Here is a 21,720-nt window from a genome sequence, read left to right on the forward strand (position 1 = left end):
GGCTGAGTTAGCGTGAACGATAAGCAGCAAACCAATGTGTTCGTCCTTTCAACGGGTCGATGCGGCTCCATGACGTTCTCGCGCGCATGTAAGCATATCGAGAATTATACGTCCGGCCATGAGACGCTCGCGTCCGGGACGACCTGACCGTCTCGCACGGTCCATCTCATGCCGAAAGTTTCGGAAGAGTTTTTCTTGATCTCGTCAGCCACGCTCATCTTGATGCCCACCCCTCGGCAGTATTTCGGTAGTATGATCCGCAGCAAAAAGTATAATCGCTTCGAGCCAACATGCTTCCTCTGCAATCTGAGTCGCAGCATCAACGATTGCCGCCTGAAGCTGTACCTATAAACGGAAAACTGGATGAAGCTATTGGCTAGCGGAATTTCCGCGATAGGGATGACAGCCGAACGTCGGCTTCAGCAAGCCATTCCCTGTAAACCAGCCGGACCGCTTTCGGCCCCCGTTTCAGACGTTCGTTCACCTGCCTTTTCCGGTGGGGAGATCGGTAGGCGCGATTTAGATCAGCGAAACTGTTCCACTTTCACCTCAAGGGTGCCGGCGACCTTCGACCAGGCTTTATCAGCGGTGACGATTGGAACACCTAGCTTCTGTCCCAGCGCAAGACAGGCGCGATCTCCATGGCTCAGGCCAAACGGCTTAGTGAGTGCAAACATCGCTCCGGCTGCGAAAGCAAGTTCGAGATCAAGCGCGACTGCGTTCAACCCTAGAGAAAGTATAAGCTCCTCTGCTTCCGATCGGCTCATCCAGCTTTGGCAGAACTTCGAGATGGCTTCCTGCACTGTCAGGGTCGATACTGCCGCCCCGGCATCGATCCAGCGCTCGACCTTCGTGGCACCACGTTCAGCGAATGCGTAAGCAAGAATAGCCGATGTATCGATGACGCAGGCGCTCATGAATTGGCTCCTCCGTCAGACTCGTCGCCAGGCTCAATTCGATCGATTTCCTGCTCGGCTTCGAGACGCTTTTCGGCAAGAAACTGATCGACGACGCTGACGCCAGGCCGTGCATATTTCTTGGCGATGAGCTGGGCGCGTTTGCGGCGGAGTTTTGCGGTGGTCAATGTAATTGCATCGCCATCAGCTTCGATCAGGACCTTGTCGCCTTTTGCGAGGCCCAGTGATCGACGCAGGTCTGCCGGCAATACGACGCGACCATTTTCCTGCATCAGCAATTCGTAGAGTTTCATCCCATTCTCCTCATGAAGGGTCTGCATCAGTCATGGTGCGGTTTAGGCGAAAAATCCTCTCAGATCATAATTGCCCCAAAAAGCGATGAATAGCCATTGCAGAAAAGTATGGCACAGATTGATTATTGACCTAATAAATTTCATATGGCTGAGAAAATTTCCATGCTCATGATTTCGTAATGCCCACAAGGCTAGCCGCAAGGTCACTAGATGGCACGTTGCCTTATTCTGTTTTCGATGCCATGCGCAAAAGCGACCGTTTCTGAGCATCAAGATGAAGGCAGGCTCAGAAACTAGCGTACCGATCTATTGCGCATGCTCATAAAAATCGCGTACGTTTATGGTACAGTCTTTTCAGAAATCTGAGTTCTCATGTCTCGCATCTTCGCCTACGCCCGTGTCTCCACGTTAGAACAGACGACAGAGAACCAGCTTGACGAAATCCGAGCAGCCGGCTTTAGTGTCCAGCCCCGGCGGATCGTGACGGAAACCATCTCCGGATCGATTGCCTCTTCTGAGCGCCCAGGTTTTTCAAAACTTGTCGATCGATTGGAGGAGGGCGATATCCTTGTGGTCACGAAGCTCGACCGGCTAGGCCGCAATGCGATGGACGTCAGAAAGACGGTCGACCAACTCGATGAACTCGGCATCAAAGTTCATTGCCTGGCTCTAGGCGGTGTTGATTTGACCAGCGCGGCGGGACGGATGACAATGGGTGTCATAAACGCCGTTGCAGAGTTCGAACGCGATCTTCTCATTGAACGTACGCAGGCTGGTCTGGACCGGGCGAGGGCGCAGGGCAGAAAATTGGGCCGTCCATCGCTGCTCACAGATGAGCAGAAGCGATCCATCGCAGACAAGCTCGCTGATGGTCGTTCGATCGCAAGCCTTGCGCGAGAATACGGCGTCAGTCGTCTGACGATCACGCGCGCTCGCGAAGGTTGAAAAGAGAGTGTACTGTGAAAGGTGGTTGGCATGTCAGTGCTGCGCCGCCAGAGCCATTCACCCCGGCGTTGAGGCTGATGAGAGAGGCGGCTCCGCTCGCAGTTGTTCATAACCCAATCTTTCGCGCCACGAGGCGGAGATCTTCCCGATTTCGTCCAACAGCCAACCGAAGACGCCTTCAATGATCCAAGCATCGGCTACCGATATAGCGTGAACTATCGATTTTGTGGTCTCGTCATCTCGTTTAGCACCCAACCTCTCCCAATGGATCGGATCGAGATGGTGGACGGGCCGGCAAGATCGGGGCCGGAAACGGTCAGTCCGGTTTCGGTGAACTCTCAATGGAAAGCTGCCGCGATGCAGGCATCGGAAAGTTTGCCGGTCGCGGCCTGTTTAGGCATGGCTTTCCTGTCAAGTGCGATGAAATTGCCGATCTTTCGGCGAATTGTCCGCTTCATCGACTTCAAAATGGCTCCCATTCGCCAATCAAAATGCGATAAAGCAGGGACTGGAGGAAGCGGCCACAAGCTGGCAGTCTATCGGCAATGTTCGAATTATCGGTTCGGATTCTGTTGAGGACCAGCCGAAGACAGCCGGATCGTCACTTTCCCTGAAGGCTGCGCCGACACGAAATGGGGTCTCGCCGCCCGGCAGTGTCGTGCCTGATGGCCAGAGAAGAAGCACTTCGCGGCCTTTCCCCAGTTCACTGCGGGCAAAAGCGAGATCGGGGCGGCGACCCTCGTTGAGAATAGGCTTTGCCGGCCGCTGAGCGAGCGGCCGTCGCGTTGGCAGGATCTCGCCGGCGATCGTGCCGATGGATATTTCACGTCATCCCTGCTTGCCGAGGGTTGCTCGGATCACGCCATCGGCCGCGGCACTTTGATACAGCAGGGGGCCCTCGGGATCTCCGCCGATGCTCAGCCTTTCCGAGGGCAGGTTGCGCCATCCTGCGCGTGCTGCGACCACGGACGAGGTGAAGGGTCTGCGCCGTGAAGCGCGCGATCTGAAGGAGTGCGTGGCCGATCTCACTTTGGAGAACCGGCTGCTCAAAAAAAGCATGATCGCGGATGGGGAAGACGACGAATGAGGTATCCCGCATCCGAAAAGCTCGAGATCATCCGGATCGTCGAGCAGTCGCACCTGCCCGCCAAACGCACGCTGGACCAGCTCGGCGTTGCTCGCCGGACCTTCTACCGCTGGTATGACCGCTACCTCGAAGGTGGGCCGGAGGCGCTTCAGGACCGCCCTTCAGCGCCGAGCAGGGTGTGGAACCGCATCGGAGACGATATCCAAGACCAGATCGTCGAGATGGCGCTGGAGCAGACCGATCTATCCCCGCGCGAGCTAGCAGTGCGCTTCACGGACGAGAAGCGCTACTTCGTGTCGGAAGCCACGGTCTATCGCCTCCTGAAGGCCCACGATCTGATCACCAGCCCGGCCTACACAGTGATCAAGGCCGCCGAGGCGTTCCACACGCAGACCACCCGTCCCAACGAGATGTGGCAGACCGATTTTACCTACTTCAAGATCATCGGATGGGGCTGGGTCTACCTCTCAACCGTGCTCGACGATTACTCGCGCTATATCATCGCCTGGAAGCTCTGCACCACCATGCGAGCCGAGGACGTCACCGACACGCTCGATATGGCACTGGCAGCCTCAGGCTGCAACCACGCCAATGTGCTGCACAGGCCCCGCCTGCTCAGCGACAATGGCCCCAGCTACATCGCGAGCGAGTTGGCCGAATACATCGACGCCAACAAGATGAGCCACGTGCGCGGCGCACCCTTCCACCCACAGACCCAAGGCAAGATCGAGCGCTGGCATCAGACGCTCAAAAACCGTGTGCTGTTGGAGAATTACTTCCTGCCGGGCGATCTCGAACAGCAGATCAAGGCCTTCGTCGAGCATTACAACCACCAGCGCTACCACGAGAGCCTCGACAACGTCACACCCGCCGATGCCTACTTCGGCAGGGCTGCCGCCATCATCAAACGAAGAGAAAGGATCAAGCGAAAGACACTCGAACATCGGCGCTTGCAACACCGCAAGCTCGCCGCCTAAACATAAATCCAAGACGAGGCCCACACTCCGCTGATCTACGCCGCGAGTTGTGCCAAATGTTCTGACGACGGACAGAACCCGGGGTGCCTTTGATAAAGGCGGTTTTTGGGGCCAGATACGATAGGCCGCACCGGATGCTATGCCGGCGTACTTGGAAGGGTTAGCTAGGCGGCGTCAAGCGCTGTCCATATGGCGTCTGAACTGTTGATAGCTCCGCGTCACCTCCTCCGCTTCTTCAAACGCTCTCTGCCGCTCTCGATCAAGACACATAAAATAGTCTTGTATTGTTGTGAGGTAGCTTTCAAACGATTGCTGGATGAGATCTGCATACCGCTTCAGAGCCTGGTCGTCCGACGGTACGAATGGCTTCTCAGGCGGGACACATTGTTGCGCAATCGCAACATCAATATGCAGAATCGAGATAAATGCATAAATTGCAATACTATAGGTGATGTGTTTCAGCATTCGGACCCCTTGAATTTCCTAATAACGAAACGTTAATGTCCCGTCGCTTGCTCCGCCCAGCCTAGCACATCAGCTAGAAATATTTTTCTTGATCCCAACTCGCTCCACCGTTAACGGAAATATCGTTCTGTTTCAAAACAGCGTTTTGATAACCTGACATATTGGGGCTGAGGGGCCATGCAGATCGCTGTGGGTCGACCGGTTGTCGAAGTTCGCTTTCGACAACTTCTTCAAGATGGAATGCAAATTTGGGTCGTGTGCGAGCAAGATGCTCGCCCGGCTCAATCGATGTGGAATGGCAGGTGGAGCCTGCGTGCGGTCGATCAGGCGACCGGCGAACACTACACCCTGGTCTCGCACCGCGCGCTAAAGACATTTCCTCATAGCAGCATCGAACCTCGCCGGCTGAGGACGGCGACAGGTCTGATCTCTTTGCTCGTCGGCCTCGGGATCGAAAATGTGTGCCTTCCGACACGCAAGGGCTCGGTCATGCAATCTGTTGTTCGGGAGAGGGGTGATGATTAAGACCCGCCGATTGGCGTGGCTGCTTGCAGGCTCGCTGACACTCACACCGATCATCGCCAAAGCCGACGGCATCGTATTCGTCATGGGCGAAGCGGGCCGACTGGAACGCCAGGCGCCACAATCGGAGTTCTCGCGCATCTATGGCGCGGACGCCAAGCAAGGCGACCGCAGCCTATTCCTGTTCGACCGGAACGCGGCCAAAGAAAAGGAACCGGCGGCCGTTTTGCAGGCGATAAAGGCTGCATCTTCGGCACCCGAAGCACATCCGACTATTCTGGCCGAAATCGACGCGACCGCTCTGCGCTATGGCGCCCATCCCGCTCTACGCGAAGCCGGTATCACCGTTCGCGACTGGTTGCGCCTGTTCAAGGCCAATATCGAAATCGAGAGCGCCTATAACCCGACCGCGCGCAGCCATGTCGGCGCGATCGGTCTCGGCCAGCTCATGCCGGACACTGCCACGAGGCTCGGCGTCGATCCGCATGACTGGCGGCAAAATCTCGATGGCTCGGCTCGCTACCTGCTCTTGATGCTGAGCCGGTTTCGCAATCCGCAACTGGCGCTCGCGGCCTACAATGCCGGCCCCGGTGCGGTCTCAGATCATAAGGGCATCCCGCCCTACCCCGAAACGCAGAACCATGTCGTCAAGGTCATGGCTGTCGTCGCGCGTCTTCAAGGAGAAACATCATGAAAGCGCTTAATTACGTAATGGCGGTGGCGGCTTTGACGCTGCTCGTCGTGGAGCCGGCCTTTGCACAGAGCGTCGATCTGTCGCCGGTACAAAACCTTCTGCAGGGCATCGTCGATACGATTACCGGCCCCCTCGGCATCGTCATCGGCACGCTCGCTCTGATCGGCGTCTTTCTGTCCTGGCTGTTCGGTGTGCTGGACTTCCGCCAAGCCATGTGGACCGTGATCGCCATTGCCGGCGTTGCGGCCGCCCCGACCATCGTTGCGGCGATCTGGTCGAGCTGAGCGACTTTCATGGCTGAGCAGTCCCGAATCTATCTTGGTTTAGTGAAGCCGCCCAAGCTTCTTGGGCTGCCGATCATGTACACGATGATCTGGCTGTTCGGCTCGGTGCTGCTCTTTCTCTGGATTCAGAACTGGCTCGTCGCGGTGATAGCGGCGGCCGCCTATCCGCTGCTTTGGATAGCGGCGGACTGGGACCCTCATTTCATCGACGTGGTGGCGACCACCTTGCAGGAAACGCCGCCTACCGCGAACCGCAAGAAGCATGGCGGGGACAGTTATGGGCCATAGTCTCGTATCCTATGACGAGGCGTTGTTGCCGGCGTGGATCGCCAAGGAAAAACGTCTGTCTTCGCTGCTTCCCTACGTGTCGCTGGTCGATGATACGACCGTGCGGACGCGCGGCAATGAACTGTTCCAGTGCATTCGCCTCGACGGTATCAATAGTCATACGACCGATGATGAATTTCTGGACAAGACCCGAGCGCTCTTCGCACGGATCGTCGCGCAAAGCGGGTCGGAATACGCTTTTTATGTCCACAAGGTCTCCCGGCCTGTCGAACACGGCCTGACACCGGTCGATGGCGATGATTTCGCGGCGGTGGTCGATCGGCGCTGGCGGGCCTATCTCGACAATGGAGAGCTGCGCGAAAAGACCCTGACTTTGACGGTCATGAAGCGACCGGCGCTCGGCCAGAAGGTTCCACTCCGACGAATGAAGTCGATCGCGGCGCTGCGCGGCGAAACAGACAAGGCGCTTCGCAAACTGCGCGAAGTGACGAACTTCCTGCGCTCGACCTTTTCGGACATGAACCCGCGTCTTTTGTCAGCCGATGCGGGCGAACTGCTCGGCTTCCTGGCGGCGCTCAACACAGGACACGAAACGCCGCTCTATCGCGGTTCGGCCTATGGCTATCTGGCCCAGGACGTCGCCAATACCCGCGTCACATTCAAAGGCGCGAATTTTTATCTTTCGGAAGGAGCCGGGCAAAACCGTGTCGGCACGACCTTTGCCGTCAAGAGTTATCCGGCCCGCTCCGAATGCACCATGTTCGATGAGCTGAACCTGCCAATCGATATGGTCATCACCCATTCGTTCACGACGATGAACTCGAACGTCATGGCGGGTCGGATCAAGCGCGAGATGCGTTTGCGGCGCGCGGGCGATGATGGCGCCGCATCACTTCTGGAAGAGATGCCGCATGCACTGGACGATCTGGAAACGGGCCGGCTCGCTTTTGGCCATCACCACATGACCGTCAGTGTCTTTGCCGAAAGCGAAAGCCAGCTCGAAAGCGTTGGCGCGGAAATCCGCAACATCGCGACGATGGAAGGCATGACTCTCGTCAATGAGAGTTTCGCGGCCAAGACGCACTTCTTTGCGCAGCATCCGGGCAATGGATTGAAGCGCAGCAGGAAGGCCGCCGTCACAAACCAGAACTTCGCCGATTTTGCAGCGTTTCACCGTCCGCAAAAGGGCAAGAAGGGCGATCGCGTTCCATGGGGAACGCCGATCACAATGTTCCCGACCATCGATCGGGGCGGTTTCTGGTTCAACTTCCACGAAGAAGGCTCGCCGGACGCCGAGCCGACGAGTGGTCACACCCTCATTATGGGCCGCCCCGGTTCGGGCAAGTCGGTTCTGGCAGCTTTCTTGATGACACAGGCACGGCGAACAGGCGCGCGCATGTTCGTCTTCGACTACCGGCGCGGCATGGAAATGGCCGTGCGCGCAAATGACGGGCGCTATGCAGCGATCAGGGCGGGCGAAACCACCGGCCTTAACCCCCTGCGCACCGAAACCGACCTGCGGGGCCAAGCCTGGCTTGCCGACTGGCTGGCGGCGCTTATCCATCGCACCGACAAGCCATTAGCTCCGATACAGATCAACCGGATTCAGGAAGCGGTGCGCCAGAATGCAGAGGCCCACGAGGATCTACGCAACTGGTCGGACCTCGCGACGCTGTTTGCGTCGGCCGATGATGGCGGCGACGTCTTCGACCGGCTGCGCGAATGGACTGAAGACGGCCGTTATGGCTGGATTTTCGGGCAGAGCCACGAGGACACCTTTTCTCTGGAAGGCGATCTCGTCGGCTTTGATCTGACCGGCATTCTCGACAGCGAAAGCGAGAAGGAACGCATGGCGGTCCTCTCCTATCTCTTTCGCCGTGTCGAAAGGGAAATCGAGGACCGGCGTCCAACCATTATCTTCATCGATGAGGCATGGAAGGCTCTCGACAATAGCTATTTCGCTGAACGGCTGAACAATTGGCTGGTCACGGCCAGAAAGCAGAACGCCGTTGTCGTGATGATGACCCAATATGCAAGCCAGCTTGAGCGAACCCGCACCGGAAAGACCATCGTTGAGGCGGTGCCGACGCAGGTTCTTTTGCCGAACATCCGGGCCAAAGCCGACGATTATCAGATGCTCAATCTGCACAGCAAAGAACTGGACGTGCTTCTGAACTCCGGCAGCAATTCGCGCATGGGTCTGGTCCGCGACGATCGCGGATCGGTCGTGGTCGATGCCGACCTTGGCGCGCTCGGCCCCCTGCTGACTATTCTCGGTGGCATGGAAAAGGGCGAACAGCTCGTCGGCTCTGACTATCGCGACCGACCCGATTTCTGGAGACTGTCATGACCAAACCGGCACTTTTGTCGCTTCTGATGCTGAGCCTCGTTGCCGGCTGTGGCCATCGGCCCTCCACCGCGAAATGCTTCGGCTTCGCCGAGACGGACGGACCCTGCACGTTCGAACCGGTCGCAAATGAGCCCGTCCCGGTTTCGGCCTTCGAAAGGCTCGACAATGAATAGGGCCGCAACCTTCTTCCTGTCATGCATCGCTCTGGCGCTGCCGGTGGCAGCGTTCGGCCAGGGCGTGCCTGTCACCGACACGCAGCAGCATATTCAGCGTGAAGCGATCATCGGCCAGGCCGACGCCGATCTCACGATTCAGAAGGACAAGTTTCTGAAAGCGCAGCGCCTGCTGGAAATCCAGCAGGAGCAGCTTGACGAGCTGAAGTCGATCCATAGCGCCTTGACGCTCGGCGACACCAACGTTGCCGGCACGATTGACGCCATAGAAGCGGGCACGAGCGAAGAGACTGCCGCTGAAACGCTCTATGCGACCGAAGACAGCAACCCCGGCGCGCCGCAGATGTTCGGCGATGCCTCCGGCACGGTCGAAGAGCTGATTATCAAAGTCGCCAAGGAAACTCATGGCCTCGCCGGCGTTGGTAAGGCCGGCTTGTCGGTGGTTCAATGGCGCTGCCTTCTACAAGCGCTCATCTGGCAGGAATCGCGCTTTTCCATCGGCGCGAAATCCCCCGTCGGTGCGTTCGGCCTGACGCAGATCATGCCAGGCACTGCATCAGACCTCGGCATTTTTCCGGGCTATTACGATAGCCCCTATTTGCAGGTGACGGGCGGCGCTCGCTATCTGGCGAAAATGCTGAACATGTTCGGCGGCAACGTCATCCATGCCCTCGCCGGCTATAATGCCGGTCCCGGCAATGTGCAGAAATATGGCGGGGTGCCGCCGTTCAAGGAAACCCAGCACTACGTTCAGGTGATTCCCGAACGCTACAATCATTATCTGGCAACGGTCGGTGGGATCGATGCGCTCGGCACGATCGAGCCCGGTCTTCTGGCCAACTCCAATGTCAGTCTGACCGGAGCCGGCGCGTCCTATTACGCCAATAATGCCCTCGCCTCGCTCAAAGCGATGGCGGAGCGCACCATCTCGATCATCGAGCGGATCGAAACGACAAGCGACGTCCATGAGGCGCTTTCACTCAATACGCTCGCCCGGGCTGAATTGGGCCGCGCGATCGCCATGTGGGCGCGGCTGCAATCGGTCAACATTCAACCGCTCTCCGCCGAACAGATCGCGACGGCCGCCGCCATGGCGGCCGAACGTCGATACATGGATTTTACCCTGGAGGATTTGTGACCATGGCCCTGCGAACCATTCGCGACCTCGCATACGGAAGTCTACTTGCCGCGAGCCTCGCTGCCGCGCCAACGATGGCGCTCGCGCAAGGCGTGCCGACAATCGACGCGACGAACATTGCGCAGGAGATCAAGCAGCTCCAGCAGATGCTTGAGGACTACGGCATCCAGACCGACCAGCTCGACAAGCTGGTTGAGCAGATCGAAAAGCTGCAAGAGCAGATCGACCAGCTCAAGGAGACTTATGCCGCTCTAACCGGCTCGACCGACATTGTTCAGGCGCTGATGGACGGCGACGGGCTGAACGGTCTTCTCGATCAGGAGTTCAGCGATGTTCTGGACCTCATTCAGAAGGTCCAGACTGGCGATTTCACGGGTCTGATTGGTGATGCGTCCGGCGAGATGAAAGGCCGGATGACAAAGGTGCTGGAAGAAGCCGGCTTCGATTCCGACACGCTCAGCCAAATGGCGTCCAGCGGCAATGCCGGTGCCAAGAACGTTGCCACGCGCGCTTCATCCGGCGCGGTGATGGCCGCGGCTGCGCAGACCAGCCATGACGAGGCAGGGCAGGGCATGGAGCGGATCGAAGATCTGGTCGGCATGACGTCCGACATGACGACGCTCAAGGAAAGCGTGGATCACAATACGCGCGTGACGGCCGAAGCCGTTATCCAGCTCATTTCGATCCAACGGCTTATCGCCACGCAGACAGCCGGTATCGGCCAGGGCGGCGTGATCGATGCGGCGACGATCGCCGAAGAGCAGAAATACATGGATTTCACCCTCCCCGATCTGGAATGAACGCATGACCGCCGCCGTCACCAAAGAAGAATTTATCGAGGAAGAGCTGGTTTATGGCGCCCGGCGCCGTGAAAGGCTTTGGAAGGGGCTGGGGCTGGCTGGCGCGCTCTTTGGTGTCACGGGCTGCCTGGCCGCTGCTGCCGTTTCGATCCTCGATGTCGATCCGCCGCCCGTCGTCGTTCCGTTCGACAGCGAAACCGGCGTCGCCTTGCCGAACGCCAGAGTCGAAGCGGTCTCGCTTGCGCAAAATCCGGCCATTATCCAGTCGGAAGTCTACCGCTATGTCAGCTTGCGCGAGACCTATAACCAGCTCGACAATGACGTGCGGGTCCGTCGGGTTCTGGCGATGTCCGCTGGCGCGGCCGAAGGATCTCTTCGCCAGCTCTGGACGAGCGGTCATGAAAACTATCCGCCGAACAAATACGGCAATGACGCCCGCCTCGATGTGCAGGTTGGCTCAATCAATCTGATAACCAACAACCGTGCCCAGGTACGGTTTCGCAAGCGTCTCGCGTCACAGCGAGGCACGCAGACCGGCTCGTTCACGGCAACGCTCATGTTCGAATTTCGCCCCGAGCGCAGCCGCAAGATCGATGAAGTGTGGCGTAACCCCTTCGGTTTCACGGTCGTCGAATACGCCGTGACTTCCGACAAGCTGGAATAAGACGATGCGTAAGTTCGTGATGGCGGCCGTCTCGCTCGGCCTGACGCTCTGTGCGTTCAGCGCTCATGCGGAATACAACCCCCGCAAAGGCCCCTATGATGCCCGCGTCCGCAATGCGACCTATCGTGATGGCGAGGTCTATCGCGTTCGCGTGTCGCTGACGCATGTCACGACGATTGAGTTCGGGAAAGGCGAAACCATCCGCTCGATTGTCGCCGGCGACACCGAAGGGTTCCAGCTCGACGGTGTTCCGGGCGGAAGGGCCTTCGCCATCAAGCCCGCCGCTGTCGGCGTCAGTACGAACATCACGGTCTATACCAATCAGCGCAGCTATTATTTCAGCGTGACGGAGGCCGAAGCGCCGACCCATTACGTCATCCGCTTCACCTATCCGGAGACGAAGAAGGCCGACGACAAACACGCCATCGCAAAGCTCTCACCGAACTATGCCTATGGCTCCAGTGGCGACGTCGAAATCACGCCCGCCGCGATATGGGATGACGGCACCTTCACCTATTTCCAGTTCGCGCCCAACGCGCCGGTTCCGGCGATTTTCCGCTGGTCGAAAGGCAATGAGCGATCCGTCAACGCCATGGCGACCGAAAACGATGTGATCCGGGTTTCCGGCATCAATGACCGTTGGGTGCTGCGCCTTGGCGATCAGGAAGTTTGCATTCAGGGTGGGGTGATTCAATGAGCGAGAGCGACGATCTTAACGAGCGGCTGAAAGCGCTTGAGAACGATAGTGATCGAAAGCGCAGCGCTTCGCGCATGTCGCCGCTGGCTGCTATTGCGGTCATCGCACTGATTGCTCTTTTCGGCTTTCTCGCCTTCCTCTTTCTGCAGGACGATGACGAAACGCAATTTGCCACCAGTCAGCCATCAGAGTTTCAGGCCGAAGGCGAAGGCTTCGGAGAAATTGAGCCATTTCCAAAGCCGGAACCTGCTCCGGCTCCGCAAGTCGTGGTCCAGGAGGTCGCACCAGACCCCAATGACGAGCTGCTGGCGCGCATCGAATCTTTGCAGGAAGAGATTGAACGTCTACGCAACACACCAGCGCCCGCACCTGACAACAGCGCCCAGGACGCAGCCATCACCCGGCTGACGAATGAGCTGCTGCAATTGCAGGCGGCCAATCAGGACGCACAGGCGGAGTTTCAGCGTCAGCTTGCCGAACGTGATCGGCAGATGCGCCAGCTTCAAGCCGATCTCGATTTGGCAAAGCTCAACAATCGGCCAACGGCTCCGATCCATACCAGTGCCGAAGATGCGCGCCTGGCCGAACTGGAACGGAGGCGGCGCGAGGCCGAAGAGTTCTTCAAGGCGCGTGTCGATAGCGACAGCATCGCATATGGCGGCACGAGCGGAGCAACGTCCGCTGCCGCCGAAGCTGCCGAAAACCTGCTGGATTCGGCAACCAACTTCGTGCGCAACGGTGCGGCCCGGGCCGAAGTGACGCAAGCGGCGAGCGGCGATCCGGCCAATACCGTTCCGCAAGGAACGATGATACAGGCCGCCCTCGAAACGGCGATCGACAGCACCCTGCCCGGCGATGTCCGCGCTATCGTATCCGAAGATGTTCATTCTCACGATGGCACCCGCATTCTCATCCCGCGCGGTTCGCGCCTTCTCGGCCGCTATCAATCCGGAGTGGAGCTGGCGCAGGAACGCATTACGGTTGCTTGGGACCGCATCATCATGCCGACCAATCAGACGGTCGAAATCAGCGCTTTTGGCGGTGACGAACTTGGCCGCTCGGGCGTCACCGGCTTTGTCGATACGCACTTCGCCAAACGGTTTGGCTCGGCGGCTTTGATTTCGCTCATCGGTGCGGGATCAGCCTATGCGACAGCCTCGCTCGAAAACGACGATGCATCCGATGCGCTCGATGACGTAAGCGGCAATGCCGAAAATGCGACCGATAATGTCGTTGGCGAATATCTGTCGATCGGCCCGACCATCCACGTCGATCAAGGGGCGACGGTCACGGTCATGGTCGATCGCGACCTTGAGATATTCTGATGCGAACGGGCTATCTGGAAAAAGCGCTCGATCAGATTCCGGAAGCGCGGCGCGATGACGTTATCGAGATTTGTCTGAACCCTGATGGCTGGCTTTGGGGTGAGTTCCAGGGCGATCATTTCATGCGGCCGCTAGAGACCAGAATGCAGCCGCACCAGCTCCGCGATCTGGCCGGGCATATCGCCTCGGCCGCCAATACGAAGATCGGCCCGGAAAAACCCATCGTATCGGTCAGCATCATCTACCGCGATCGGCCGATCCGCGCTCAGGTCATGGTCGATCCCGTCGTCAAAACGGCCGCGTCGATCTCCCTGCGCTTCTTCTCGCGCCTGTCGCTCGACGACATCGAATTGCTATTCCTCTACGGCAAGGAACGGAGCCTGGAACAGCAGCGCCAGGATCGCAATCAGGAACTACGGCAAGTGGTCCAGTCCGGCGATATTGAGGAAAGTGTCAGCTTCTGTGTCGAGCACAAGCTGAACATGATCGTTGCTGGCGGCACTTCGACCGGCAAGACGGTCGCTGCCCGCAAAATCCTCTCCTATGTCGCCGATGATGAGCGCATCGTCACGATCGAAGAGGCGGCGGAACTGCTGCCGACGCAGCCGAACGCCGTCACGCTGATTTCCAATCGCGATGTGCCGCATTTGTCGTCAGACGCGCTTTTGACGGCGACGCTGCGCATGCGCCCGGATCGGATCGTTCTTGGTGAGGTTCGCGGCAGCGAAGCAATGACGTTTCTGGAAGCGATCAACACCGGCCACGGTGGCTCGATGACGACGCTCCATGCGGAGACGCCGCAACTGGCCGTTCAGCGTCTCGCGATCGCCGCGCTCAAGGCGGACCTGCCCATGACCTATGCTGACATGATCCATTACATCGAAAGCTCGATCGACGTGGTGATCCAGACGGGCCGCGCCGATGGCAAGCGCGGTATCACCGAGTTCTATCTGCCCGGCCAGGCCAAGGAGGACATGCGCGATGCGGTTTGAATACAGGGTCGTCAAAAACGACGCACGGGAGCCGGAAAAAGCCGAAGCGCTTTTGGACCAGTTTGGTGCGGCCGGTTGGGAGCTGGTCACTGTCGCCTGCAATCTAAGCTCAATCGATGGTCACTTCTTTTTCAAGCGTCCTCTGCCTGATGAGGCCGCCCAATGAAGCCGCTTATCCTGACGTTAGCCGTTTTGATCGCTGCCCCGAATGCCGCCGCAGCACGCGACGATTTCATGGATTTTACGATCACGATGGAGCGGACTTATCGTGTCTGCCCGGATCGTCCGAAAGAACCAAAGTGGGAAGGCAACCAGAACATCAAGGCTGCATGGAAAGGCATTCTTCTCCAGAAGATTTACGAAATTCAAAGCTACGAGGCTGTCATCCAAAACGATGACTGCTCGTGTGAAGTTCGCTTTCCGAAGTGGAACCGGGCAATGCAGGTCTACACAGAGAATTTTTCTGAACTGACCTATCGCGACGGGTTCGAAGTTGAAGACAAAATCCGAGCGCGAGCGAAAGCTCTGCGAGGCCAGGCTAAGGCGATTTGCGACAGAGGCGGCCTCTGGTAGGCGAAAAGGAGTTCGGGCATGGGTTTCGTCACTTACCTGGTCGAAACGGCGGACGGCTTTCTGGACGATGCCGCCGAGTCTCAGTTCGGGGCACTCGCCGCTACCATTGGCAACCTCGGAACAGTCGCCTGCTCGCTCGTCGTCGTGCTCGTTTTCGTGAATATGGCGCTCCAGGTTCGATCAATGGACGGGCGGCAAGCCTTCTGGCTTTGCGTCAAGATGGTCTTGGTCGCGATCTTCGCGCAGAGCTGGGCGCAATTCGACACCTTCTCGTCGGCGGTCCTCGACGGCATCGATTCCGTCTCCGGAGCGCTGGTCTCATCGGTGGGCGGCGGTGAAACGGGCGCGTCAGGGACGTTTGCCGAAGAGTTTGACCGCCTTCTTGAAACGATGACGGAATATCTCAACGCTGTCGGCGAAAATTTGAACTGGATGACGGGCGCGCTGATCGATGCGCTTGGCTTGCTGCTGATCGGCCTTCTTGGCGGTCTGGCGGCGTTCATCCTCGTCTTTGCCCGCCTCGTCGTCACCCTGATGATCGCGCTGGCCCCGCTGATGATCTTTCTGACGCTGTTCGAAGCGACCAAGGACTACTTCCTCCGTTGGCTGAGCGCCACGATCTCTTTCGCGCTCTATCCAGTGGTGGTTGCCGGCATTTTCGCCACTATCATAGGCGTATCACGTAGCCTGATAACAAGCCTCGGAGCTCCGACCGCATCGACCAATATTGGCGCGCTCCTGCCCTTCTTCATGATGATCCTGATGGCCAAGGGCTTCATCCTTGCCACACCCTTCATCGTCCGGAGCATTTCCGGCAATGTGGTCATGCCCGCCATGGTCCCGCTCGGCATGCCCACCATTCAACAAAGTCGGTACTTCGGCGCAGGTCTCTTGAATACGAAGGGATCGCAGGAACGCTACAGTCGCGGTATGCGATCGAACGCCGAGATCGTTGGTGCAACTACCCGATCGGCGGGCCAGGCCATGCAACGCATGATGGCCCGCAATCAGCGTCTTTCGAAACAGAGCAAATAATATCTGTTTGACGCTATATAGATCATAGCTTATATTCCGGCATGTCGTGGACAGTTCTGGAACACCCGGCGTTCGCTAAAGAGCGCAAAGAATTGCCTGATCCGGTCTCCGACAAACTGGATGCGATGATCCTGCTTGTCGAACGGTTCGGGCCAAATCTCGGACGTCCGGGAGTCGATAGGCTCAACGCCTCAGCCCATGCCAATATGAAGGAGTTGCGTTTCAAACTGGATGGCGTGTGGCGCTTTGCCTTTGCGTTTGATCCTGAACGCAATGCCATCGTCCTCGTGGGAGGCAATAAGGAAGGACGAAACCAGAGGCGGTTCTATAAGCAGCTCATCGCGACTGCCGACCAGAGATTTGATGACTGGCTGATGGCCGACAACGATTGAGGTAGACATCATGTCAAAACTGAAGAGATCCGACTTCGAGAACGCCGGCGAACGTATAGCCCGTCTGCCAGAGGAGCGCCGCTCTCGCATCATGGACGATGCGAACGCCATGGCCCAGGAGATGCACCTGAGGGAAATCCGCAAGGTGCTCTCAATCACTCAGGCAGAGCTTTCCGAAAAAACGGGCATCGCCCAAGGCGACATATCCCGTGTCGAAAAAGCGGACCTTGCGGCGATGAAGCTCAAGACGCTTGAACGCTACGTCGGCGGCATGGGTGGCGAACTGAAGATTGTCGCCGATTTCCCCGATGGAACGACTGCCCGAATCCCGCTGCACAACGGCAAACCCGTCAAATCGCGGATCAAAGCATCTGTAGGACAACAGACAAAAAAGGCCGCCAACTAGATCGTTTCAGCTTACTCAGCAGCGCTGCTCGACACTGTCTGACCCTGCGCTTCTTCTCGCGCCAGCAACGCGGACAAACTATTAGAGGCCATCTCCAACGCGTCTCGATTTTCCGCCGTGTCCTCGACGGCGCTAACATCGAATTTCATTTCGGTCTGCGTCGCCAAATCAAACGATGTCTGTTCATCGGCAATGATGCGTGAACGACGCTTGCGAGCACTCGCCACGATGGGGCCAACGCCCGCCGTTTGAACTGCGTCCTCGATTGACTCATGAGCTGGCTCACGCGCCGCCGGCGTCTCGGCAACGCGCTGATCGGCGCTGCGGCCATCCGCCAGAGGCTCGCCGAGCGTATCTTCTGGTGCTTTCTCGGCCGCCGCCGGTTCGGGCAACGGCAACTCGCCCGTCTGCGCCGCATGAATTTTTTGAAACGTCCTGTCCTCGAAATATTTGATGCGCTTGGCGCGGATCGGCATCTGTGCATCAATCACCAGCACGACATCATCAAGCGGCATGCGCCGCGCCTCATCCTCCGGAAGCAGAGAGCTTTCTTCGGTGCGCTCCGATGTGCTGCGTCCCTCAAACGGATTGCGGCCGATAGACCGTGAGCGCGTCACAACCCGCTTCGTCGTCTTACCGACCGCGCCACTCAGCTCTTCGACCGTTTTTTCGTCAGAGGGTGTGAGATAAAGCTTCACGCCGGCATTGCCTTGCAATGACCGCCGCGTGTTTTCGCCATAGATCTCGTCCAGCGCCGGAATCGTCTGTGTGACGATCGCAAGATGGCCGCGATAAGAACGCAGCGTTTCGATACTGTCGACTACAATGGGCATCTTGCCGAGACGGTTGAACTCGTCCAGCAGGATCATGACCGGCCAGGGTTCATCCGCCCCCGGCTGCTTTTCCTGCATTGCGGCGAGCAAATCGGAAAAGAACAGCCGGATCAGCGCCGCCAGGGGCTTCACCATCAACGGTTCGACCACAAGGTAGACCGTGAACGGCCGTTTGCGGATCGTCCGGAAGTCGAAATCCGACTGCGATGTCGCATCATCGATCGCGGGATTCGACCATTGGTCCAGGCCCGATGTCATCAAGAGCGACACATAAGAGGTCAGTGTGTCGTTATTGGTCGAGGCCATCCGCTCGAAAATTAGCCGGGCCGCTTGGTTCTGGACCTCATGGCGACGCTGCCGATATTCCTTCTGCTTGTCGCCGCCTGAAGCCGTAATCCGGTAAATCTCACCAAGGGTCGGCTTGTTCCGTTCGAAGGCCAGCAGCCCAGCGGCAACGAAGAGATCGATACCGCCCTTCAATAGGCCCTGAACCCGGTCATTATCCGATTGCAGGAACAGCGTTGCCAGCAATTGTAACTCCATTTGCTGGCGATGCGGATTGTCCAGCTCATAGATGCGCAGCAACGGATTGTAGCGATGCGTCCGGTTGTTCTGCCAATCGGTCGGAGCGAACCGAAACACCTTATCGCCCTGATTGCGGCGGTGGCGGGCGGTCTCGTCAAAGCATTCGCCTTTGACATCGAGGACAACGGCGCTGCCCTTGAACGACAGAAGGTTCGGAATGACGAAACCGACTGTCTTGCCGCGCCCTGTCGGGGCCACGACGAGCGCATGCGGAAAAACCTTTGATGTGATGAGCGGCGCCCCGCTTTTCGGCGATCCGAGTTTGCCCAGGACAAACCCCGTGCCGAGTGCGCCGAAGAAGCCATTTCGCTTCATCTCGCGCCGGCTTTGCCAATGGGTCTGACCGAACCGTGTCAAAGCTTCGCCGGCAAGCATCGAACTGAGCAGCAGACCCGCAACCGCAAAACCGCCAATGACGAGATTGGCGGTCATGAAGTCCGTGGGCCGGCTTGACTGCAACGCGAAATAATTTCTCGCGAGCCATAGGAAATCGATGTCGTTCTGGAAGCCGTAGGTCCGGTAGAACAGAAAGGCGTCGGCGATGACATAACCCATCGCCGCGCCGATCGCCGTCAGGCAAAGCGCGGCCGTAACGAACCGGCTCTTACCCATGGGTTTCACCCTTCTCGCCGTCGGTTTCGGCCAGGCGCTCGCGCATGGTGTCGATCTCCGTATCGGCGATCTCGCGTACAATTTCGTTCACTGCCGGACTGTTGGCCGTCGTCTCATCCGATTGCAGATAGGCTTTCACGGCATAAAGCCGGTCGAGCCTGTTATCGGAAAGATCGCCTAGGACATTCTCTTTGCCGGCGCGAAGATCCTCAAGCTCTTCGGCGCTCAGACGGTCCTCGATCTCGTCCCTAAAGGCTTGCCGCTCAGTGGCATCTCCGAAGGGGTCGATTGCGCTGTCTCGCCGCATCGCCGACAGAACATTTGCCGTCACGCCTGCCCGGTCGCCGATCTCGGTCAGCTCCTCCCGGTCCTCGGCAACGCCAGCGTCGCGGACGATGTCCGCATCCTTGAGCGCCTGGCCCAAGCTGACGTGAATGCTGTCCAGCCGCTCGATCGCTCGTTCCAGATGGTCGCGCCGGTCTAGGTCAAGGCCCTCCCCTTGCGCGATCTTTTGCAGATCGTCGCTCATCCATTGACGTTCCAGCGCGGCATTGTTTGCGCCGACCTCAAGCCGGGACACAACATCGTCGGCCGAGATGGATGTGCCCTGCACCGCCGCTTCGATCCGCCCCCGAACGTCCGAACCCGATAGCCGCCCGATATTGCCGCGCCTGATGTTGATTTCCGAATAGACGCCCGTTTCGGTCGGTTCCTCGCGTAAGCGATCGGAATTTGGACCAAGCGGCTGCATATGCGCGACTCCGGCGTAAATGTCGTTCAATTCCCGCTCCAGCGCCGCGCGCCGGTTCGGCTCGGCCTGTTCCACCATCTCCTGGGCGCGAATGGCCAGCTCGGAAAAACGTCCCGTCATATCCTCAAAGGATTGTCCCTCAGCCATGTAGATTTCTCCATCGGATTTCAGTTGGCCACCGCGTTCGAGCAATTCGGCCGCTTGCTTCAGGGCCTTGGCGACATCGCCGCGATTTTCGGCCGACGCTTCGGCAGCAAGGGCGCGATAAAGGCTGCTCGTTCGGGCAATATCCGCAACAGCGCGTGCATGATCCGACCCGCGTCGATCTCGCTCCTGCACACCGCGCTGTTCACGCTTGGATTTGTAGACCTCTTTGTCGGCTGGCTTGTAGGTATGAACACCGCGGTCGAGCCGCCGCGTTGCCTCGAGGCGAACGCCGTACCGCTCGGCCGTCTCGACCATCGCCATGCGGAAATCATCGTAGTTGAAGTGATGGTCCGGGCCAAAATAAAACAGCTCACCTTCGGCTGAGCGCCGGTTGATAAGGACATGAGCATGAGGGTGAGCCCGATCTTCATGGACAGCCACGATGTAATCGAACTGGTGTCCCTCCTGCATGAAAAAATTCTCACAGATGTCGCCGGCAATGTCACGCACATCTTCGCCTCGCGTGCCGATCGGAAACGACATAATCATATGCGTGGTGTGACCGAGCTTCGGTGTCGCGCGGTCCCAATTACCCGCAAAACGCTCAACAAGGTCACTGATCTGCTTGTCGTTCAGCGTCTTATGGCCATCATATTGGCTCCGGCTGTCGATGATGTGAGATGATTTTGTCGTCAAATAGGTGAGCTGATTGCCGAGCTGCGAGCGCGTACGGCAGCCCCCTCCCCTGACCGGCTTAAAAACTGCCGGCGCATGCCCCCGCGCGGCACGCGCAATCTGCTGCTGGCGACGGCCCTGCGAACGCGCACTTACCCCCGCGCCACGGATTTTGGACCAGCCATCCTCGAACAGTTCGCCGGCGACGGCAGCGACAGCATCGCTACGCACCATGACCATCGCCACGCGCTTGTCTTTGAACAAGCTCGGCGAAGTCGTACGCATCACGATTCGTCGCTGCCAAGATGTGGAACACCGTCTCCGTCGATGGCCAACGCATGCGACCGTTCTTCGCAACCCGCTTACTGACATTGAAGGCAGTGGCGTTGAGCCCCGCCCTCACGGCCAGGCCCGACGTGGTTAGACCCGCCTCCTTCGCAAGCTGGTCGATCGCCCGCCACACATTGGCATGAGCGGCAAGATAAGGTTCGGCCGCCGTCATCTTCTTCTCAGACATCGCTGTTTTGCGGTTCAGCATCGTCGGCAAACTCCTTGAGCGCCTTTGTTGTTTCGATAGACAGCCCTTCGCGTTGCCGCTGAATGAGCCCCTGCAACTGGTCGCCAAACGTCATCACCATCAACGCCAGGCTCCTGATTTGTAGCAAATCGTCGTCATTGAATGGCAGGCGCTCACCTCGGAGCTTGGCCGCGTTCATCCGTTTTGCGATCTGGCTGACATTGTTGCCAACCCGATTCAGGGCCACCCGATAGCTGTTAAGATCGTCAGAAAGCGCAGGATCGGACACGAACATGCCATTCGCGGCGTGGATCAAGCGCCGCAATCCTTCCGAACGACTGCTCACTTTCTGACGACTGAGAGCCGCGTCGAAGGCCGCGAGTTCATCTTCAGTCAGCGTCACATTCACCTGCCTCGTGCGGGAAGCGTTGTCCCTGCGACGCTCTTTTTCACTCCGTACCGTGTAGTGGATCGTGCGAACGCTGACGCCAAAACGATCGGCAAGGGCTTGCGGCGACACGCCTCTGGTGCGTTCCGCGACAATCTTTAAACGTTGATGGGGGAGAAGTCGGGGCTTTTTCAC

Annotated in this window: 24 protein-coding genes and 1 pseudogene; 18 read left to right on the plus strand and 7 right to left on the minus strand. The window is 58.3% G+C overall.

Going from position 1 to position 21,720, the window contains the following annotated elements; translation table 11 throughout:
- Nucleotides 1-524: 524 nt before the first annotated feature.
- Together D8780_RS15270 and D8780_RS15275 are read right to left on the minus strand one after the other, a co-directional pair.
- Entirely contained in the window at nt 525-917 is a 393-nt protein-coding gene (locus D8780_RS15270; RefSeq protein ID WP_121646741.1) for a type II toxin-antitoxin system VapC family toxin, read from the minus strand.
- The gene (locus D8780_RS15275; protein ID WP_158598531.1) at nt 914-1,210 is read right to left on the minus strand and encodes an AbrB/MazE/SpoVT family DNA-binding domain-containing protein; all 297 of its coding nucleotides are present in this window, start codon (nt 1,208-1,210) and stop codon (nt 914-916) included. The genes D8780_RS15270 and D8780_RS15275 overlap by 4 nt, the downstream gene beginning before the upstream one ends.
- A 372-nt stretch (nt 1,211-1,582) precedes the next feature.
- Here D8780_RS15275 and D8780_RS15280 point away from each other — a divergent pair, with 372 nt between their 5' ends.
- The 3 genes and pseudogenes from D8780_RS15280 to D8780_RS15285 all read left to right on the plus strand — a co-directional run.
- Nucleotides 1,583-2,155: a recombinase family protein gene (locus tag D8780_RS15280; protein ID WP_121646743.1), complete on the plus strand. Its 573-nt coding sequence runs from the start codon at nt 1,583-1,585 to the stop codon at nt 2,153-2,155.
- A gap of 279 nt (nt 2,156-2,434) precedes the next feature.
- Nucleotides 2,435-2,731, plus strand: a complete 297-nt coding sequence (locus D8780_RS15700) for a hypothetical protein (RefSeq protein WP_158598532.1) — start codon at nt 2,435-2,437, stop codon at nt 2,729-2,731.
- A 373-nt stretch (nt 2,732-3,104) separates the two neighbouring features.
- Nucleotides 3,105-4,219 (plus strand): annotated as a pseudogene (locus D8780_RS15285) (IS3 family transposase); the annotation flags it as partial.
- 174 nt (nt 4,220-4,393) lie between these two features.
- Here the strand turns inward: D8780_RS15285 and D8780_RS15290 are convergent.
- Nucleotides 4,394-4,684, minus strand: coding sequence for a hypothetical protein (locus D8780_RS15290; RefSeq protein ID WP_199699672.1), 291 nt, complete (start codon nt 4,682-4,684; stop codon nt 4,394-4,396).
- Between the two features lie 517 nt (nt 4,685-5,201).
- On the opposite strand from D8780_RS15290, the gene D8780_RS15300 reads away from it, so the two are divergent.
- The 15 genes from D8780_RS15300 to D8780_RS15365 all read left to right on the plus strand — a co-directional run bounded on the left by D8780_RS15300 (nt 5,202) and on the right by D8780_RS15365 (nt 17,017).
- A complete protein-coding gene (locus D8780_RS15300) occupies nt 5,202-5,900 on the plus strand; it encodes a lytic transglycosylase domain-containing protein (protein WP_245412435.1) in 699 nt (232 codons plus the stop codon).
- A complete protein-coding gene (locus D8780_RS15305; RefSeq protein ID WP_121646745.1) occupies nt 5,897-6,184 on the plus strand; it encodes a TrbC/VirB2 family protein in 288 nt (95 codons plus the stop codon). The genes D8780_RS15300 and D8780_RS15305 overlap by 4 nt, the downstream gene beginning before the upstream one ends.
- Nucleotides 6,185-6,193: 9 nt before the next feature.
- Nucleotides 6,194-6,472: a VirB3 family type IV secretion system protein gene (locus D8780_RS15310; protein WP_121646746.1), complete on the plus strand. Its 279-nt coding sequence runs from the start codon at nt 6,194-6,196 to the stop codon at nt 6,470-6,472.
- Nucleotides 6,447-8,822 (plus strand): VirB4 family type IV secretion/conjugal transfer ATPase, encoded by a 2,376-nt coding sequence (locus D8780_RS15315; RefSeq protein ID WP_199699666.1) that lies wholly within the window; start codon nt 6,447-6,449, stop codon nt 8,820-8,822. Before D8780_RS15310 ends, D8780_RS15315 begins: the two co-directional genes overlap by 26 nt.
- Nucleotides 8,819-8,995: a hypothetical protein gene (locus tag D8780_RS15790; RefSeq protein WP_158598533.1), complete on the plus strand. Its 177-nt coding sequence runs from the start codon at nt 8,819-8,821 to the stop codon at nt 8,993-8,995. The genes D8780_RS15315 and D8780_RS15790 overlap by 4 nt, the downstream gene beginning before the upstream one ends.
- A complete protein-coding gene (locus D8780_RS15320) occupies nt 8,988-10,133 on the plus strand; it encodes a lytic transglycosylase domain-containing protein (RefSeq protein WP_121646748.1) in 1,146 nt (381 codons plus the stop codon). The genes D8780_RS15790 and D8780_RS15320 overlap by 8 nt, the downstream gene beginning before the upstream one ends.
- A gap of 2 nt (nt 10,134-10,135) precedes the next feature.
- Nucleotides 10,136-10,933: a type IV secretion system protein gene (locus tag D8780_RS15325; RefSeq protein WP_121646749.1), complete on the plus strand. Its 798-nt coding sequence runs from the start codon at nt 10,136-10,138 to the stop codon at nt 10,931-10,933.
- Nucleotides 10,934-10,937: 4 nt separating this feature from the next.
- Nucleotides 10,938-11,597 carry a VirB8 family type IV secretion system protein gene (locus tag D8780_RS15330; protein WP_121646750.1) on the plus strand — a complete coding sequence of 220 codons (660 nt, stop codon included), beginning with the start codon at nt 10,938-10,940 and terminating at the stop codon, nt 11,595-11,597.
- 4 nt (nt 11,598-11,601) lie between these two features.
- A complete protein-coding gene (locus tag D8780_RS15335; protein ID WP_199699667.1) occupies nt 11,602-12,294 on the plus strand; it encodes a TrbG/VirB9 family P-type conjugative transfer protein in 693 nt (230 codons plus the stop codon).
- Nucleotides 12,291-13,619: a TraB/TrbI/VirB10 family type IV secretion system protein gene (locus D8780_RS15340; RefSeq protein WP_121646751.1), complete on the plus strand. Its 1,329-nt coding sequence runs from the start codon at nt 12,291-12,293 to the stop codon at nt 13,617-13,619. Before D8780_RS15335 ends, D8780_RS15340 begins: the two co-directional genes overlap by 4 nt.
- A complete protein-coding gene (locus D8780_RS15345; RefSeq protein WP_121646752.1) occupies nt 13,619-14,611 on the plus strand; it encodes an ATPase, T2SS/T4P/T4SS family in 993 nt (330 codons plus the stop codon). Before D8780_RS15340 ends, D8780_RS15345 begins: the two co-directional genes overlap by 1 nt.
- Nucleotides 14,612-14,773: 162 nt before the next feature.
- A complete protein-coding gene (locus D8780_RS15350) occupies nt 14,774-15,184 on the plus strand; it encodes a hypothetical protein (RefSeq protein WP_121646753.1) in 411 nt (136 codons plus the stop codon).
- Between the two features lie 18 nt (nt 15,185-15,202).
- A complete protein-coding gene (locus D8780_RS15355; RefSeq protein WP_121646754.1) occupies nt 15,203-16,219 on the plus strand; it encodes a TrbL/VirB6 family protein in 1,017 nt (338 codons plus the stop codon).
- 92 nt (nt 16,220-16,311) lie between these two features.
- The gene (locus tag D8780_RS15360) at nt 16,312-16,611 is read left to right on the plus strand and encodes a type II toxin-antitoxin system RelE/ParE family toxin (RefSeq protein WP_425373658.1); all 300 of its coding nucleotides are present in this window, start codon (nt 16,312-16,314) and stop codon (nt 16,609-16,611) included.
- Between the two features lie 10 nt (nt 16,612-16,621).
- Nucleotides 16,622-17,017 carry an XRE family transcriptional regulator gene (locus D8780_RS15365; RefSeq protein WP_121646756.1) on the plus strand — a complete coding sequence of 132 codons (396 nt, stop codon included), beginning with the start codon at nt 16,622-16,624 and terminating at the stop codon, nt 17,015-17,017.
- Nucleotides 17,018-17,028: 11 nt separating this feature from the next.
- Here the strand turns inward: D8780_RS15365 and D8780_RS15370 are convergent, their stop codons facing one another.
- From D8780_RS15370 to D8780_RS15385, 4 genes are read right to left on the minus strand one after another with little or no spacing between them, the layout of a single operon-like run.
- Nucleotides 17,029-19,047, minus strand: a complete 2,019-nt coding sequence (locus D8780_RS15370; protein WP_121646757.1) for a type IV secretory system conjugative DNA transfer family protein — start codon at nt 19,045-19,047, stop codon at nt 17,029-17,031.
- Nucleotides 19,040-20,905, minus strand: a complete 1,866-nt coding sequence (locus D8780_RS15375; protein WP_199699668.1) for a relaxase/mobilization nuclease domain-containing protein — start codon at nt 20,903-20,905, stop codon at nt 19,040-19,042. Before D8780_RS15375 ends, D8780_RS15370 begins: the two co-directional genes overlap by 8 nt.
- Nucleotides 20,844-21,158, minus strand: coding sequence for a hypothetical protein (locus D8780_RS15380; protein WP_147440341.1), 315 nt, complete (start codon nt 21,156-21,158; stop codon nt 20,844-20,846). The genes D8780_RS15375 and D8780_RS15380 overlap by 62 nt, the downstream gene beginning before the upstream one ends.
- Entirely contained in the window at nt 21,130-21,720 is a 591-nt protein-coding gene (locus D8780_RS15385; RefSeq protein ID WP_147440342.1) for a helix-turn-helix domain-containing protein, read from the minus strand. Before D8780_RS15385 ends, D8780_RS15380 begins: the two co-directional genes overlap by 29 nt.

The organism is Notoacmeibacter ruber (genome assembly GCF_003668555.1).
Lineage (GTDB): Bacteria > Pseudomonadota > Alphaproteobacteria > Rhizobiales > Rhizobiaceae > Notoacmeibacter > Notoacmeibacter ruber.

Excerpts from the sequence above, each read along its gene's own strand:
- D8780_RS15325 (WP_121646749.1), top strand. The coding sequence starts at position 10,136 with ATGGCCCTGCGAACCATTCGCGACCTCGCATACGGAAGTCTACTTGCC.
- D8780_RS15270 (WP_121646741.1), bottom strand. The coding sequence starts at position 917 with ATGAGCGCCTGCGTCATCGATACATCGGCTATTCTTGCTTACGCATTC.
- D8780_RS15370 (WP_121646757.1), bottom strand. The coding sequence starts at position 19,047 with ATGGGTAAGAGCCGGTTCGTTACGGCCGCGCTTTGCCTGACGGCGATC.
- D8780_RS15700 (WP_158598532.1), top strand. The coding sequence starts at position 2,435 with ATGGTGGACGGGCCGGCAAGATCGGGGCCGGAAACGGTCAGTCCGGTT.
- D8780_RS15330 (WP_121646750.1), top strand. The coding sequence starts at position 10,938 with ATGACCGCCGCCGTCACCAAAGAAGAATTTATCGAGGAAGAGCTGGTT.
- D8780_RS15300 (WP_245412435.1), top strand. The coding sequence starts at position 5,202 with ATGATTAAGACCCGCCGATTGGCGTGGCTGCTTGCAGGCTCGCTGACA.
- D8780_RS15335 (WP_199699667.1), top strand. The coding sequence starts at position 11,602 with ATGCGTAAGTTCGTGATGGCGGCCGTCTCGCTCGGCCTGACGCTCTGT.
- D8780_RS15320 (WP_121646748.1), top strand. The coding sequence starts at position 8,988 with ATGAATAGGGCCGCAACCTTCTTCCTGTCATGCATCGCTCTGGCGCTG.
- D8780_RS15365 (WP_121646756.1), top strand. The coding sequence starts at position 16,622 with ATGTCAAAACTGAAGAGATCCGACTTCGAGAACGCCGGCGAACGTATA.
- D8780_RS15380 (WP_147440341.1), bottom strand. The coding sequence starts at position 21,158 with ATGCTGAACCGCAAAACAGCGATGTCTGAGAAGAAGATGACGGCGGCC.
- D8780_RS15340 (WP_121646751.1), top strand. The coding sequence starts at position 12,291 with ATGAGCGAGAGCGACGATCTTAACGAGCGGCTGAAAGCGCTTGAGAAC.
- D8780_RS15290 (WP_199699672.1), bottom strand. The coding sequence starts at position 4,684 with ATGCTGAAACACATCACCTATAGTATTGCAATTTATGCATTTATCTCG.
- D8780_RS15310 (WP_121646746.1), top strand. The coding sequence starts at position 6,194 with ATGGCTGAGCAGTCCCGAATCTATCTTGGTTTAGTGAAGCCGCCCAAG.
- D8780_RS15790 (WP_158598533.1), top strand. The coding sequence starts at position 8,819 with ATGACCAAACCGGCACTTTTGTCGCTTCTGATGCTGAGCCTCGTTGCC.
- D8780_RS15280 (WP_121646743.1), top strand. The coding sequence starts at position 1,583 with ATGTCTCGCATCTTCGCCTACGCCCGTGTCTCCACGTTAGAACAGACG.
- D8780_RS15315 (WP_199699666.1), top strand. The coding sequence starts at position 6,447 with ATGGCGGGGACAGTTATGGGCCATAGTCTCGTATCCTATGACGAGGCG.
- D8780_RS15345 (WP_121646752.1), top strand. The coding sequence starts at position 13,619 with ATGCGAACGGGCTATCTGGAAAAAGCGCTCGATCAGATTCCGGAAGCG.
- D8780_RS15350 (WP_121646753.1), top strand. The coding sequence starts at position 14,774 with ATGAAGCCGCTTATCCTGACGTTAGCCGTTTTGATCGCTGCCCCGAAT.
- D8780_RS15305 (WP_121646745.1), top strand. The coding sequence starts at position 5,897 with ATGAAAGCGCTTAATTACGTAATGGCGGTGGCGGCTTTGACGCTGCTC.
- D8780_RS15375 (WP_199699668.1), bottom strand. The coding sequence starts at position 20,905 with ATGCGTACGACTTCGCCGAGCTTGTTCAAAGACAAGCGCGTGGCGATG.
- D8780_RS15355 (WP_121646754.1), top strand. The coding sequence starts at position 15,203 with ATGGGTTTCGTCACTTACCTGGTCGAAACGGCGGACGGCTTTCTGGAC.
- D8780_RS15275 (WP_158598531.1), bottom strand. The coding sequence starts at position 1,210 with ATGAAACTCTACGAATTGCTGATGCAGGAAAATGGTCGCGTCGTATTG.